Genomic DNA, 15,163 nt, shown 5'->3' on the forward strand with positions numbered 1-15,163 from the left:
TCACTTTAAGGCTATGCCGAGTTATGCACGGATATGAAAGAAAAAGGCCTTCTCCACATAGGAGAAAGCCTGGTATACCCTTATATCCTTTTGCTCATTTTTTCGCTGTATTCCGCGCGGAACGCAGCAAATGTGCCCTGTTCGAGTGCATCACGGATCTCCTGCATCAAATGGTTATAGAACCACAGGTTATGCATGACCAACAGGCGCTGAGATAGCATTTCACCGCTTTTGAGCAGGTGGCGGAGATAAGCACGGCTGAATCTCTGGCAGGTCGGGCACCCGCAGCCTTCCTCGATCGGCCGGTCATCCGTCTGATATTTTGCGTTCATAATGTTTAAAATACCATTATGCGTGAACAGGTGTCCATGCCTTGCGTTTCTGGTCGGCATGACGCAGTCAAAGAAATCGACGCCGCGCGCCACGCCTTCGATGATGTTGGACGGTGTGCCAACTCCCATCAAATAACGCGGCTTGTTTTCCGGCGCATGCGGCAGCACCACATCCAGGATGTGATACATGACCTCGGTGCTTTCGCCCACCGCGAGGCCGCCGATCGCATAGCCGGGCAGGTCAAGCTCTGCAATCGCCTGCATATGCTCGATGCGCAGGTCGTCATAGGTGCCGCCCTGATTGATGCCGAACAGCATCTGCTGCGGATTTACCGTATCCGGCAGGCTGTTGAGCCGCGTAAGCTCTGCCTTACAGCGCCGCAGCCAGCGGGTTGTCCGGTCGATCGAGTCTTTAACATATTCGCGCGGCGCCGGATTTTCAATGCATTCGTCAAACGCCATTGCAATATCCGAGCCGAGGTTCGACTGGATCCGCATGCTTTCCTCCGGCCCCATAAAAATCCTGCGCCCATCGACATGCGAATGGAACGTTACGCCCTCTTCCTTGATTTTGCGTAACGTAGCCAGAGAGAACACCTGAAAGCCGCCGGAATCGGTCAGCATGGGGCCGTCCCAACGCATAAAGCGGTGCAGCCCGCCCATTTGCCTGACGATCTGATCCCCCGGCCGCACATGCAGATGATAGGTGTTGGACAGTTCGATTTGACATCCGAGCGCTTTCAGGTCAAACGCATCAACCGCGCCCTTGATCGCGCCGGCCGTTCCGACATTTTGGAACACCGGTGTCTGCACAACGCCGTGGGCGGTGCAAAATTCCCCTCTTCTGGCGTATCCCTCTGTTTTGAGCAGATTAAAAGTTCCTATTTTCATAATTCCCTCGTTACTTTTCAAGCAGTGGGTCTATTTTACCACAAACCGCCAGCCGTTTCAATGTTGCACCGGCAAATAATTCGTTTTTCCTCTCTGAAATGGCTGCTTTGCCGCCTCAAACGCGGCGCTTTGACAAAATTCTATCAGAATTGTATACTATAGCAATTCCCAGGATATTTGATTGGCATCTTTTTGTTAGGTATTGTTTGCGTTTTGACTTGTTTTTTTCATCCGCAGCCCATACAATTACAGTAACAGCAGTTACTGCAGGCTTACCAAAGGAGAATGCTTATGGATCGCTTTACAGGCTATGTCGGCACCTACCATTCCAGCCGCTCGCAGGGGATTTATCGTTTTTTTCTGGACGCCGAATCCGGTAAATTGACAGGAGCGAACTGCGTTTTAGACGTGCCTGACTCCAAATACCTCGCCATACGCCAAGACGGTTTGCTGGCGTCGGTCGTAGGGCGTGCAGGTAAGGCCGGACTCTGTGTGGCGGATCTGCGCCAGTCTTCCCACCCCTTTCAGGTGGAAGCCTTCACCGAGGGAAGCGCAGGCTGCCATGCGGCGTTCTATCAGACGTATGGGTATACCGCCAATTTTCACGCCGGAACGGTTTCTTTTTACCGGATTGCTGATAAGACACCGGTTTTTCAGTACACAATACCCATAGCGCCCGGCGCGGGCTGCCATCAGGTCCTTTTTCACGCGGATACGCTGCTGGTCCCCTGCATGGAGCTGGACGAGATTCGCATGTTCCATATTCCCGATCACACCCCCTGCGGCACGATCCCCTTTCCGCAGGGCAGCGGCCCGCGGCACGCCGTTTTGGATGAGACATCCCAAGCCCTGTATGTAGCCGCCCAAAAGGATAATTCCCTTTACTGCTTCCATATCTGCGGAAACAGAGAATTCCGCCTATTTCAGCGTGTTCCGCTGCTGGTCTCCCCCGACCCCGCGCGAGACGAAGCCGCCGCGATCCGTCTTTCACCGGACCACCGGTTCCTGTATATCTCGGTGCGCGGCGCAGACCAGATCGTCGTTTTGGAGCGAAGGAACGGCAAACTGCAGGTCATTCAGCGCATTCCCTCCGGAGGCGAACATCCGCGTGATATCGCCCTCTCGCCGGACGGACGCTGGCTGCTCGCGGCAAACCGCTTTTCCGGCGATCTGGTCAGCTTCCCGCGCGACTCTGCCACCGGCCGCCTCGGCGCGGCCTGCGGCCATACAATCATCCACCAAGGCGTCAGTATTGTTTTTGATGCCCAAGAAAGAAAGGAACATGAAAAATGAAGCTTTGTGATATCGGCATTATCGGACTTTCCGTTATGGGCCGTAGCCTTGCGCTCAATATGGCTGACCACGGTTTTTGCGTTGCCGGCTATAACCGTAGCCGTTCGGTCACGGAAGCGGTGGTGCTGGAGCACCCGCATCCCAATCTTATGCCGTTTTATACACTGGAGTCGTTCGTCTCCGCCCTCAAGCGGCCGCGCCGCGTCATGCTGATGATCCAGGCGGGCGCACCGGTCGACGCTGTGATCGATCAGCTCCTCCCTCTGCTGGCCACAGGTGATATTCTTCTGGATGGGGGAAATTCCTTTTTTGAAGACACCCGACGGAGAAGCCGGATGCTTTCCGAAAAAGGCATCCAATACTTTGGCGTTGGCATTTCCGGCGGAGAGGAAGGCGCCCGCCGCGGCCCCTCCATCATGCCGGGCGGCGATGCGGACGCGTATCCCGCGGTGCAGCCTATTCTCGAATCCATCGCGGCGACCGCGGAGCAAATGCCATGCTGTGCCTATATCGGACCGGATGGTGCCGGACATTATGTGAAAATGGTCCACAACGGTATCGAATATGCCGATATGCAGCTTATCGCGGAAAGCTACCTGCTGCTCAAATATTGCGGTGGTTTTTCCAACGCTGCGCTTGCAGAGCTGTATGCGGACTGGAATCAGGGAGAGCTGAAAAGCTTTCTGGTCGGTATCACCGCAGACATTTTTCGGGAGAGGGACGACCTTGCGGACGGCGATCTGATCGACCACATTCTTGACAGCGCGGCTCAAAAAGGCACCGGACGCTGGACAAGTATGGAATCGCTTCGCCAGGGCGTGGATGTTTCCATGATCACAGCGGCGGCAGGCGCGCGCGTCATGTCCAATGCGCTGGAAACCCGCGAAAAGGCGGCTGGTCTGCTTGAGGTGGACGCAGTTCCTCCGGTGCAGGACCGAAAAGCATTTGCCGAACAGATCCGCCGCGCGCTTTATGCCGCGAAGATCGTCGCTTACGCCCAGGGCTTTTCGCTGCTGCGGGACGCTTCCGAACGCTATCACTGGTCACTTGACCTGGGAACGATCGCCGCTATTTTCCGCGCCGGCTGTATCATTCAGGCAGACTTTCTGAACGATATCACCGCCGCATTCCGGCGCGATCCGCTGCTCGGGAACCTCCTGCTCGACCGCTTTTTCCACGAAAAAATTGCCGCAAACCATCAAAGCCTGCGCAGCGCGGCCGCTTCGGGCATCCGGACAGGGCTGCCCCTGCCTGCCATGACAAACGCGCTCTCCTATCTGGATGCGTTCCGTTCCCCGCATACAGGCGCGAACCTCATCCAGGCACAGCGCGACTTCTTCGGCTCGCACACCTATGAGCGCACCGACCGTACCGGAGCATTTCATCACGAATGGAGGAAAACGGAATGAGCAAGGCCTTTACTATTTTTGGCGGCACTGGCGATCTGACCTTCCGCAAACTCCTGCCCGCGCTTTACAACGGAAGCATTTCCGGCGCGGAATCCGAGGATTATCAAATCATTATCATCGGGCGGCGGGAGTATACCACTGAGCAGTACTGTGCGCTTGCCCGTGAATGGGTGCAGAAGTTTGCGCGCCTGCCCTACTCGGATCGCGCGTTCGGGCGATTTGCCTCCCGCATCGCATACTACCGCATGGATTTCTCCGACCCTGCCGCCTATCAGGAGCTGAATGACTATTTCAGCGCGCACGGAATTGAGGAATTTATTTTTTACCTTGCAGTCGCGCCCCGCTTTTTCGGTCTGATCGCCGAAAATCTGGCGTCGGTATCAGGCGCCTCCCGCGGCAAGGTGATTCTGGAAAAGCCGTTCGGTGAAACGCTCGAAGCGGCAAAGGACTTAAACCGCCGGCTGGAAACGATTTTTTCTCCGGACCAGATCTACCGTATCGACCACTACCTCGGCAAGGAAATGGTCCGCAACATTGAAACAATCCGCTTCTCCAATCCGATTTTTACCAACCTGTGGGATGCGCGCTTCATTGAATCCGTGCAGATCTCCGCGCTGGAGGACGTTGGCGTCGAATCCCGCGGCGGCTATTATGACGAAGCCGGCGCCATGAAAGACATGGTGCAAAACCATTTGTTCCAAATTCTCTCTATCGTGGCGATGGAGAGGCCCAGCGATTATATCGGCTCGGATATGCACGCGGAACAGCTCAAGGTTTTGCATGCCCTGCGTCCGGTCGGCCAGGAGCCGATCAAGGATACGCTCGTCCTTGGCCAATATGAGGGCTACCGGCAGGAAAAGCTGGTGGGCGCCCATTCCCAGACCGATACCTACGCTGCTTTACGTCTGTTTATTGACAATGACCGTTGGCGCGGCGCACCCTTCTATATCCGCACAGGGAAAAAGCTGGGCGAGCGGGAGATGAACGTCGTCGTAACATTCCGGCGCCCCCGTCCGGATGTTGCGCATAACGTTCTTGTCATCCGCATACAGCCGACCGAGGGCGTCTATCTGCAGTTCAATATCCAAAAACCGGGCGATACCACTGATATCACCCAGGCAAAGATGGATTTTTGCCAAAGCTGCCTGCTGGAAAACCGCATCAACACACCGGAGGCATATGAACGGCTGATCGGCGCCTGCATCCGCGGCGAACACTTTTGGTTCTCCCAATGGGACCAGATCGAAACCGGCTGGGAATACGTCGAGCAGCTCCGCACCGCATACCGCGAAGCAGGGCTTCCTCTTATCAGCTATCCTACGGGTTCCTCCGGACCCGTGCAGGCCGACCGGCTGCTCGAGCGGTTTGGCCACGCATGGTTCAAGACCTGATATAAAGAAACAGCGCCGGCAGATGCCGGCGCTGTTTCTTTTCCTTTACCCATTTTAATAGAGAAGCATGGAATCGCCAAACGAGAAAAATCGATATTCCTCGCCAATCGCCTGCCGGTATGCATTCATCACCATCTCCCGCGTGGCGAACGCGGAAATCAGCATCATCAGCGTGCTCTCCGGCAAATGGAAGTTTGTCACAAGGTGATCGACCGCCTTGAACTGGTAGCCCGGGTAAATAAAAATATCCGTCCAGCCCGACTGGGGCCGTACCTGCCCGCTTTCATCCGCGATTGTTTCCAGTGTCCGGCAGGCGGTCGTGCCGACGGCCCAGATCTTACCGCCCGCAGCCCGCGTACCGTTGATCAGGCCAGCGGTTTCCGCATCCATGATATAATATTCGGCGTGCATCACATGGTCGGTGATCTCCTCCTCCTTGACAGGCCGGAACGTCCCCAAGCCAACATGCAGCGTGACAAAGGCAAGCTTTACCCCCTTTTTCCGCAACGCCTCCAGCAGTTCCGGCGTAAAATGGAGGCCTGCCGTGGGCGCAGCGGCCGAGCCGGGCGTTTTGGAATAAACCGTTTGATACCGCTCCGGATCATCCAGCTGTTCCTTGATATACGGCGGCAGCGGCATCGTGCCGAGCTGATCCAGTATTTCCAGGAAAATCCCTTCATGGTGGAATCGGATCAGGCGGTTCCCGTCTGGTTGAACGGCCTCAACCGTGGCGGTGAGCATACCATCCCCAAAGGTCAGCTCCACGCCGGTGCGTGTCTTACGCCCCGGCCGCGTCAGGCACTCCCACAGCCCTTCCCCCTTATCCGTTAGCAGTAGTACCTCGATCGGTGTCGTATGCCCGACCGCATGCCCCATCAGCCGCGCCGGAATCACGCGGGAATTATTGAACACCATACAGTCCCCCGGCTCGACATAGGCCAGCAGGTCGCGAAAATGCCGGTGCGAGACCGACCCGTCCGTCCGATCCAGTACCAACAGACGGGACGCGTCACGCTGTTCCAGCGGATGCTGCGCGATCAACCGCTCTGGAAGATCAAAATAAAAATCGCTTTTTTTCATCATAAAAGCATGGACGCCCGCGCGGAGCGCCCATGCTGCTTTCCTCCTTTACTGTCTGTTCCGCGTTTATCCGGCAACGGAAACGCCGGTAAAATAGAATTTGAGTATTTCTTCATAGTCAAAGCCCTGCTTGGCCATCGCATAGGCGCCCCACTGGCTCATGCCTACGCTGTGGCCCCAGCCGGAGCCCTGAAACGTATAGCTCGCGGCATTCGTAACGGGAGCCTGCTCTTCCGCGTCCTCGGTAGTGCGGATCAGAACCGTTTCGCTTTCAAAGCCCACCGAGAAGCCTAACGCCTCCCCTATGTCACGCACCTTATAATAGTTGTTCCCATTGACACGGTAGCCTGTCAGGGAAATCTCCTTCCCGTTCAGCAGGATCGTGGAATCCGAGGGCGTACAGCTTTCGACCGCAGTCGTACCCGGCGCAGCCATTTCACCGCCGACCGTTTGGTAGGCCGCACCTTTGGTCAGCTCGATGCGGTTGTTCCTGCCGTCCCATGCCACATTGAACTGGCTGTCCGTACCATTCAATATGTAGGCGATATCGCGCAGCTTATAGTAGTTGTTGTCATTGATATTATAGCCCTGCGGCTCGACCGGCTTGCCATCCGCGGTTACCTTATGCGTGGATGGGCTGATCTTCAAGCTTGCGCGCTGCGGCAGGACGGCCGCGGCGCCAGAAGTATTGGGCGTGATCGTATACCGGATGCTGTCCAGTCCGAATACTGTGCGCACCTCGTCTTTCTCAATGATCACCTGTTTGCCAGCCGTATCCGTCACAGTCACTTCATTGACGTTGTCCGTCGCGGTCCGCTTGGTGACTTCCACATTTGCCACGGTGCCGATCGTGTATCCGGCGCTTATCAGCTTTTTCTGCACTTCTGCCGCAGTGAGGGTCACGCTCCACGAGCTGTCGTATTCCTCGTAAGGATCGATCTTGCCTTTCAGGTAAGGATAGTCACCACCCCAGACGTTCGCGGCATCCTCGGTCGCGCCGCCATCCGATGAAAAGAAATACCCGATGACCGGCTCCCCCTCATAGGTCAGGTATTCCCCCTTTGTGGCGTCCACCGCCGCATCAGAAGCCGCGGTCGCTTTATTGGCGCCCAGATAGACCTGGCAGTTTGTGGTATTGCAAAGGTCGTACCCGTCGCTTGTATGCTTATGCGTTCCCAGCGCGAAAGACCGTGCGCATACCGCCTGTGCTTTCTGCGCTTCCTCCGGCCATTCCGGATCGATCTCGTACGGAAGAACGCCCTTCACATAATCTTCTAATCCAACATAATTTATAACAGTCAGGTTTCCGCTGGAAGAACGCCTGTACACAAAATCCCCGCGCCACTGATAGCCCCTGAACCAGGTCAGCTCGCTGTTCGGACGGATGGCCAAATGATCCGCGCCCGCCGCCGAGGTATACAGGACCTTACCGTTCGCCGTGTTCGACACCTGGAAAGCATCGTTCACCAGCTTCACGGTAAGCTGAGTATCCGATAAAGCCGTGCCGCCGGAAAATGTGGTGCCGTCCATCGTGCCGACCGTGTAGCCGGCCTCCTCGCCGGATACATTTTCCAGCTTTGGGTCAGCAAAGGCATTTTCCCCACTGATGGTAAGCCCGACGCGCAGCGTTACATTGGTATCGGCCGCTGACGCGGGCAGGCCGGTGAAGCAGGCGGTCACCACTGTGACGCAAAGCAGCAAGGATAGGATTTTTTTCATACGGTTCATTTCATTAAAGTCCTCCTATTAATTTCTTCTGGCTTCTATTGACAAATAACAGACCATATTCTAAAATAAAGTCGATATGTATATTCCGTCACTACGATAGAGGCGCGGTTTTCATCAGTATCGTCTGGAAGGGGCCGTAACCCCGTTTGATCAGGCGAGAAAGGGTCTGCCGCCGAAGCCTTCTCCTTGTTACGGCAGGGCGGGCTGGACGTCGAGGAAAACATCCCTGCGTCTGTCATCAGCAGCAATGCCGGTGGAGAGCTATCCTTTTTAGAAGAATACGGATTGTCCGCTTTTTCTATTATAGTATAGATCATACCGGTTTTTCAACCGGTTTTTTTCTTTATTGCCGTGTTGGCGGAAATTATCCAACGATTTGTAATTTTGGGGAGGACAATGTGGAAATGAAGCATTACAAAGTTGGCATCGTCGGTGCGACCGGCATGGTCGGGCAGCGTTTTTCCCTGCTGCTGGAAAACCATCCTTGGTTTGAGGTCGCCGCGCTTGCGGCGTCCGGCCGAAACCGCGGCAAAACTTATGAGGAAGCCTGCGCGGGCCGCTGGAAGATGACCGCGCCGATGCCGGAAAAGTTCAAGGACATGGTGATGTACGACGCAACGGAAGACGCGGAGGAGATCGCCGCCAAGGTGGATTTTATTTTCTGCGCTGTGGACATGAAAAAGGATGAGATCCGTGCGCTGGAGGAAAAATACGCAAAGCTGGAGTGTCCGGTCTGCTCGAACAATTCGGCTCACCGCATGACGCCCGATGTGCCGATGATCATTCCGGAAATCAACGCGGCGCATGCGGCGATCATTCCGGCGCAGCGCAAGCGCTTGGGGACAAAGCGCGGCTTTATCGCAGTCAAGTCCAATTGTTCGATTCAGAGCTATGTACCCGCCCTTTCCGCCCTGCTGGATTTTGAGCCGACCGAGGTTGCCGTCTGCACCTATCAGGCAATTTCCGGCGCCGGCAAAACCTTCGAGAGCTGGCGCGAAATGGTTGATAACGTTATCCCCTACATCGGCGGCGAGGAAGAAAAAAGTGAAAAAGAGCCGATGAAGGTGTGGGGCCGCGTCGCAGGTGACCATATCGAGCCTGCCTCCTCCCCTGTTATCACCGCACAATGCCTGCGCGTGGCATGCTCGGACGGTCATATGGCGGCAGCGTTCGTCAAATTCAAAAACAAACCCGCCAAGGAAGAAATGATTGCGCGCTGGCGTGGCTATCAGGGCCGTGCGCAGGAGCTCGCGCTTCCCTCTGCCCCCGCGCATTTCCTGACCTATTTCGAAGAGGACGACCGGCCCCAGACCAGGCTCGACCGCGACCTGGAGAACGGCATGGGCGTTTCGATCGGCCGGCTGCGCGAGGACGCCCTGTACGACTATAAATTTGTGAGCCTGTCACATAATACCCTGCGCGGCGCAGCGGGCGGTGCCGTATTAATGGCCGAGTTATTGTGCGCCGAAGGCTATATGGACCGATAAGGAGGAGTATGACAATTATGAAAAAGCCTGTTTTTACCGGTGCCGGTGTTGCGATCATTACACCGTTCAAGGCGAATGGTGCGGTAAATTATGACGAATTCGGACGCATCATCGACTATCAGATCGCGCATGGCACGGACGCCATCATTGTCTGCGGCACAACGGGCGAATCATCCGCCCTGCACGACAAGGAGCATCGCGAGGTTCTCGCCTGGTGCTGCGAGTATGTCAACCACAGGGTTCCCGTTATTGCCGGCGTCGGTTCGAACCACACGGATTATGCAGTCGAACTGACCAGGTTTGCCAAGGAGTGTGGCGCCGAAGGCGGCCTTTCTGTTACCCCTTATTACAACAAGACGACGCAGCGGGGCCTTCTCGCCCACTACACTGCGATTGCTGACAGCTGCGACCTGCCGATCATTCTCTACAACGTTCCCAGCCGGACCGGCGTATGCTTTACGGCAGACACGCTGCTTGAGCTTTCCAAGCATCCAAACATTAACGGCATCAAAGCCGCATCCGGCAATTTCACGCTTCTTGCCGAAACCATGGCAAAATGCGGGGGTGACCTTAACGTCTGGTCGGGTAACGACGACCAAATTGTCCCCATGATGGCGCTGGGAGGCAAGGGCGTCATCTCAGTCCTTTCCAACGTTGCCCCGCAGGAAACGCATGACCTGACGCAGCTGTGCTTTGAAAACCGCTATCCGGAAGCCGCTGCCATGCAGCTCAAGTACCACAACCTGATCGACGCATTGTTCTGTGAAGTCAACCCGATCCCCGTCAAGAAGGCTATGGAGCTGTTGGGCTGGAATCCCGGGCCGCTGCGCCTTCCGCTTGTCGAGCCTAGTGAAGAGCACACCGCTTATATCCAGCGCGAGCTTGCGGCTGTGGGCTGCCGGATCGAGTCATAAATTAAAGGAGTTTTGAAAAGATGTTAAAAATCGCGCTTTCCGGCTGCAGCGGCCGGATGGGCCGTGTGATCGCCGATATTGTCGCCAGCCGTAATACGATGCAGATTGTTGCCGGTTTTGATGTCAATACGGCAAAATATGCGGATTTTCCGGTTTTTTCCGACCCCTTTGAGTGTACGCTTGACTGTGATGTAATCATCGATTTCTCCAATGCTTCCAGCACGGAACATCTGCTGGCGTATTGTGAAAAGCACCATCTTCCGGTTGTAATCTGCACCACCGGCCATACCGGAGAGCAACTCGACCGGATCCGCAGCGCGGCGGCTAAAATCCCCGTGTTCCGCTCCGGCAATATGTCGATCGGTATCAACCTGATGACCGCTCTCCTTCGCGAAGCCGCCTCTATTTTAGGCGATCAATATGATGTGGAGATCATCGAAAAGCATCATAACCAGAAGCTTGACGCGCCCTCCGGCACGGCTCTGATGCTTGCCGATGCCGTGGCAGGAGCGCTTCCCTATAACGCCACCTATGTGTACGACCGCCACCAACGCCGCGAAAAGCGTCCTGCACATGAAATCGGTATATCTGCGATCCGCGGCGGTACGATTGTTGGCGAACATACCGTTTTGTTCTGCGGACGGGACGAAATCATCGAGATCAAGCATACCGCCCTCTCCCGCGAGGTTTTTGCGGTTGGCGCTGTTGATGCAGCCGCCTTTATGGTCGGTTGCCAAAAGCCTGGGATATACGATATGAACGATGTGATTGCAGCCCGCAATATTGAATTTCCCTAATTTCCCTGCAAAAGTAAAACAGAAAAGCCCAAAGGCACAATTCTGTCCTTTGGGCTTTTCTGTTTTTAAGAGAGAAAGTAAGAGGGTTTTTTTGTGGCAAAATTTTAGTAATTACGGTATTTTGCCGCATTTGGTACCGTGACCGCGTACTAATTTGGTTCGGTTACCGTGACAAACTATAAACGCAACAGACCGGAATGTCAATAGAATTTTCAAAACTTTTCGCCGCCGGTTTTGTTTTTGTGGGAATTGTATATTTTCCTTGAAATTCTTTCGTTTATTTCGTATAAAACCGTTCCCGAAGCCATATTGGACTGGTATGCGTCATTTTTTGTCTTTGTTTTTTGTGCAGACTGTCAAATTTACAATCCCCCGCTCTGGACATAATACCGAATTTCATTAAATTTTATTTTTTAGGATTGACTTTGCCATGGAATGTGGTATAGTGACCATGTAAAGCACAAAATGTTATTTCAGCGGCTGCCACTGCACCGAGCGCATTAGAGCAGCTTTTCTTTTTGCCGCGTCCGGCACCGTTCCCGCGAGCGATTTTGCGCTTACACACGCATGTACTGCAAATTTTATAGGAGGGATACCCCATGAAAGAATTCAAGATGTATGCCGACATCGTCTACCATGATTCCTTTCAGGAATTTATGGAAGGAGAAAATGTCGGTGCAGAGGATTTTATTTTAACAAATGAATTCCTGTACAACCAGTATGTCAAGCCGCTCAACCCCAACTGCGGCTCCCTTTTCATCGAGGCGTATGGCAAGGGCGAGCCGACCACCGAGATGGTTGATGAAATTAAAAAGGCAATTCCGGCTGGTGTCAAGCGCCTGATCGCGGTCGGCGGCGGCTCGGTCATCGATATTGCGAAGATGTGCTCCCTGCATGTTTCCTCCAACAAGACCGAGGATCTGTTCGACCTGAGTCCGGACGCAGAGAAGCCCACCCGCATCTATGAGGTATATGCAATCCCGACTACCTGTGGCACCGGTTCCGAAGTGACGAACGCCTGTGCCGTCGAGTTGTCCAGCCTGCACACCAAGCGCGGCCTGAACAGCCCTCTGATGTTCCCCGCAAAATCTGTGCTGATTCCGGAGCTGATTTCCGGCCTGCCGTATAAGTTCTTTGCTACTTCGTCGATCGATGCGCTTATCCATGCGACTGAGTCCTACCTCTCCCCCAAGGCCAGTCCGGTTTCCGAGCTGTTCTCCAAGGAAGCGATTCGCCTGATCTTCGAAGGCTATCAGTACATCGTGAAAAACGGCCTGGACAAGTGGACGGACCGTGCGCAGGAGTTTATCAACGCTTCCAACTTCGCAGGCCTTGCGTTCTGCTCGGCGGGCTGTGCCGCAGTGCATGCTTTGAGCTATCCGCTCGGCGGCGGCTATCACATCCCGCACGGCGAAGCCAACCAGCTTGTTTTCGCGGCAACGTTCCGCAAGTACAAGGAAAAGCAGCCGGTGGGCAAGATCAACGATCTCGAGAAGCTGTGGGGCGACCTGCTCGGCGTTCCGGCTGATCAGGCGCTGGAGGCAGCGTTCCAGTTATTCGACCAGGTTCAGCCGCGCAAGCCGCTGAAGGAATTCGGCATTTCGGATGCGGAATTCCAAGGCTTTGCAGAGGGCGTCATGGCTGGCCAGACCCGTCTGCTGAATAACAACTATGTACCGCTCACCATTGAAGATATGGTTGAGATCTATAAGTCGGTATATTAATAACAAAGAAAGCGAAGTGAGGGCAAAATGAAAAAAAGTCTCAAAGAAATGAACATCTTCGCCGCTCAGATCCGCAAAGCTGCCCTGCGCGCGATGAACGCGTTCCACGGCGGCCATGTCGGCGGCTCGATGTCCATGTCCGATCTGATGGCGGCGCTGTATGGTGAAGTCATGAAGGTAGACCCGAAAAACCCCCAGTGGGAAGAGCGCGACTGGCTGGTCGTATCCAAAGGCCATTGCGGTCCCGCAGTTTACGGCACGCTGGCACTGATGGGCTATTTCCCCGAGGACGAGCTGGATACGCTGAATAAGGAAGGCACCCGCCTCCCCTCCCACTGCGACCGCAACCGCACGCCCGGTATTGATATGACGACCGGCTCGCTTGGCCAGGGCGTATCCGCCGCAGTCGGCATTGCCTGGGGCATGCAGTATCAGAAAAAGCCGAACTATGTTTATACCATACTCGGCGACGGCGAGTGCGACGAAGGCCAGGTTTGGGAGGCGGCGCTGTTCGCAGCGACCAAGAAGCTCGGCCACTTGATCGGCTTTGTTGATTACAACAAAAAGCAGCTTGATGGATATACCAAGGACATCTGCGATCTGGGCGACCTCCGTCAGAAGTTTGAGGACTTCGGCTGGCATTCCCAGGAGGTTGACGGCCACGATATCCCCGCTATCGTCGCCGCGATCGAGGAAGCAAAAAAGGTTGCTGACAAGCCCTCGATGATCGTTCTCAATACGATCAAGGGCAAGGATTGCTGCTTTGCCGATACTTTCTACAACCATTTCGTCCGTTTCCCGGAAGAGGATTACGAGGCTGCCATCAAGGAACTGGACGCTAAGATCGCAAAGCTGGAAAGTGAGGGTTAATCGCATGTACAAAGTTGTTAAAGAGATTCGTCCCGAAGAGGTCGAGATGAAAAAGACCTTTGCGGACACCATGGAAGAGATGGCCGCAAAGGACGATGCCGTCGTATACTTTGACTGCGACGTTATCAACTCCATTGGCATGGTCGGTTTCGGAGAAAAGTATCCGGACCGCTGCATTGACTGCGGCATCCAGGAAGCAAATATGATCGGCGTCGCCGCGGGCGCGTCTGCGGTCGGCCTCAAGCCGTTCACACATACTTTCGGTCCGTTCGCCGCACGCCGTGTCATTGACCAGGTTTACATCTCCGCTGCCTACGCAAAGCTCAATGTGCGCATGATCGGTTCGGACGCCGGCGTCACCGCTTCCTACAATGGCGGCACCCATATGCCGATTGAGGACATGGGCCTGATGCGCACAATTCCGGAGGTCACTCTGCTTGAGCCTACCGATTCGGTCATGCTGGCCGATTTGATGCGTCAGACTAAGGATATGTACGGCGTATTCTATATCCGCATCACCCGTAAGGTTGTGGACAAGGTTTTCGAGGATGGCTCTACCTTTGAAATTGGCAAGGCGGTCGAGCTGCGAGATGGCAGTGATGTCACGCTGATCACTTCCGGCTACTGCACCACGGATACCATCAAGGCTGCCGAGATCCTGGCAAAGGAAGGCATTTCCGCCAAGGTTCTGAATATGTTCACCTGGAAGCCGCTCGACGTTGAGGCGATTGTTGCCGCCGCACAGAAGACCGGCGCGATCGTGACAGTAGAGAACCATAATGTCATCAACGGCCTTGGTTCTGCTGTGGCTGAGGTGGTTGGCGAGCATTGCCCGGTTCCGATGAAGCGCATCGGCGTGCAGGACCGCTTTGGCGAAGTCGGTTCCATCGATTATTTGAAGGGGATTTTTGGCATGACGGTGGAGGATATCGTCGCAGCCGCCAAGGAGACCATCAAGCGCAAATAATTCCGTTGCCTATACAACAGGGAGGTATGCTTTCCGCATATCTCCCTGTTTTTTTGGTTCATTTTCCCAGTTTGTAGCTTGTCTTCTGTACACATAGGTTGCTTGGCCTATGCCGCAACAATGAAAGCGGCAGCCATGTCCAGATGGAGCGCCATTGCGCATGGCAACGAGGTCAACGAAACCATCCGCCATGACGACCTCCTATGCGATGCAAAGCATCCTGACTGATGTCGTGAGCGCCGGAACCGAAGCTCCTCTGGGATATGGACTCGGCTACGTA

At 54.9% G+C, this 15,163-nt stretch carries 12 protein-coding genes and 1 riboswitch; of the genes, 9 read left to right on the plus strand and 3 right to left on the minus strand.

All coding sequences use genetic code 11. The features are described 5' to 3' along the window. Positions 1–80: 80 nt before the first annotated feature. Complete coding sequence (gene tgt, locus RX717_RS07945) at positions 81–1,223, minus strand: tRNA guanosine(34) transglycosylase Tgt (protein ID WP_107630488.1); 1,143 nt, start codon at positions 1,221–1,223, stop codon at positions 81–83. A 291-nt stretch (positions 1,224–1,514) separates the two neighbouring features. Here tgt and RX717_RS07950 point away from each other — a divergent pair, with 291 nt between their 5' ends. From RX717_RS07950 to zwf, 3 genes are read left to right on the plus strand one after another with little or no spacing between them, the layout of a single operon-like run. Further along, a complete protein-coding gene (locus RX717_RS07950; protein WP_159068017.1) occupies positions 1,515–2,516 on the plus strand; it encodes a lactonase family protein in 1,002 nt (333 codons plus the stop codon). Next, complete coding sequence (gene gndA / locus RX717_RS07955) at positions 2,513–3,925, plus strand: NADP-dependent phosphogluconate dehydrogenase (RefSeq protein ID WP_054325935.1); 1,413 nt, start codon at positions 2,513–2,515, stop codon at positions 3,923–3,925. Before RX717_RS07950 ends, gndA begins: the two co-directional genes overlap by 4 nt. Continuing rightward, complete coding sequence (zwf, locus tag RX717_RS07960; protein WP_107630486.1) at positions 3,922–5,316, plus strand: glucose-6-phosphate dehydrogenase; 1,395 nt, start codon at positions 3,922–3,924, stop codon at positions 5,314–5,316. Before gndA ends, zwf begins: the two co-directional genes overlap by 4 nt. A 54-nt stretch (positions 5,317–5,370) precedes the next feature. On the opposite strand, the gene queA is transcribed toward zwf, so the two are convergent. Continuing rightward, positions 5,371–6,396 carry a tRNA preQ1(34) S-adenosylmethionine ribosyltransferase-isomerase QueA gene (gene queA / locus RX717_RS07965; protein ID WP_107632107.1) on the minus strand — a complete coding sequence of 342 codons (1,026 nt, stop codon included), beginning with the start codon at positions 6,394–6,396 and terminating at the stop codon, positions 5,371–5,373. A gap of 66 nt (positions 6,397–6,462) precedes the next feature. Then, positions 6,463–8,124, minus strand: coding sequence for a SpoIID/LytB domain-containing protein (locus RX717_RS07970; RefSeq protein ID WP_107630485.1), 1,662 nt, complete (start codon positions 8,122–8,124; stop codon positions 6,463–6,465). A gap of 89 nt (positions 8,125–8,213) precedes the next feature. Further along, a riboswitch (Lysine riboswitch) is annotated at positions 8,214–8,396 on the plus strand. Positions 8,397–8,528: 132 nt separating this feature from the next. On the opposite strand from RX717_RS07970, the gene asd reads away from it, so the two are divergent. The 6 genes from asd to RX717_RS08000 all read left to right on the plus strand — a co-directional run bounded on the left by asd (position 8,529) and on the right by RX717_RS08000 (position 14,883). Next, entirely contained in the window at positions 8,529–9,611 is a 1,083-nt protein-coding gene (asd, locus tag RX717_RS07975; RefSeq protein WP_107630484.1) for an aspartate-semialdehyde dehydrogenase, read from the plus strand. A gap of 17 nt (positions 9,612–9,628) precedes the next feature. After that, complete coding sequence (gene dapA / locus RX717_RS07980; protein WP_107630483.1) at positions 9,629–10,525, plus strand: 4-hydroxy-tetrahydrodipicolinate synthase; 897 nt, start codon at positions 9,629–9,631, stop codon at positions 10,523–10,525. A 20-nt stretch (positions 10,526–10,545) separates the two neighbouring features. Beyond that, positions 10,546–11,322, plus strand: coding sequence for a 4-hydroxy-tetrahydrodipicolinate reductase (dapB, locus tag RX717_RS07985; protein WP_054325932.1), 777 nt, complete (start codon positions 10,546–10,548; stop codon positions 11,320–11,322). A gap of 599 nt (positions 11,323–11,921) precedes the next feature. After that, the gene (locus RX717_RS07990) at positions 11,922–13,046 is read left to right on the plus strand and encodes an iron-containing alcohol dehydrogenase (protein WP_107630482.1); all 1,125 of its coding nucleotides are present in this window, start codon (positions 11,922–11,924) and stop codon (positions 13,044–13,046) included. Positions 13,047–13,073: 27 nt separating this feature from the next. Further along, positions 13,074–13,916: a transketolase gene (locus RX717_RS07995; RefSeq protein ID WP_107630481.1), complete on the plus strand. Its 843-nt coding sequence runs from the start codon at positions 13,074–13,076 to the stop codon at positions 13,914–13,916. A 4-nt stretch (positions 13,917–13,920) separates the two neighbouring features. Then, positions 13,921–14,883, plus strand: a complete 963-nt coding sequence (locus RX717_RS08000; protein WP_054325930.1) for a transketolase family protein — start codon at positions 13,921–13,923, stop codon at positions 14,881–14,883. Positions 14,884–15,163: the final 280 nt, after the last annotated feature.

Origin of the sequence: Intestinibacillus sp. NTUH-41-i26, from assembly GCF_032769475.1 — a bacterium.
Taxonomy (GTDB): Bacteria; Bacillota; Clostridia; order Oscillospirales; family Butyricicoccaceae; genus Agathobaculum; species Agathobaculum ammoniilyticum.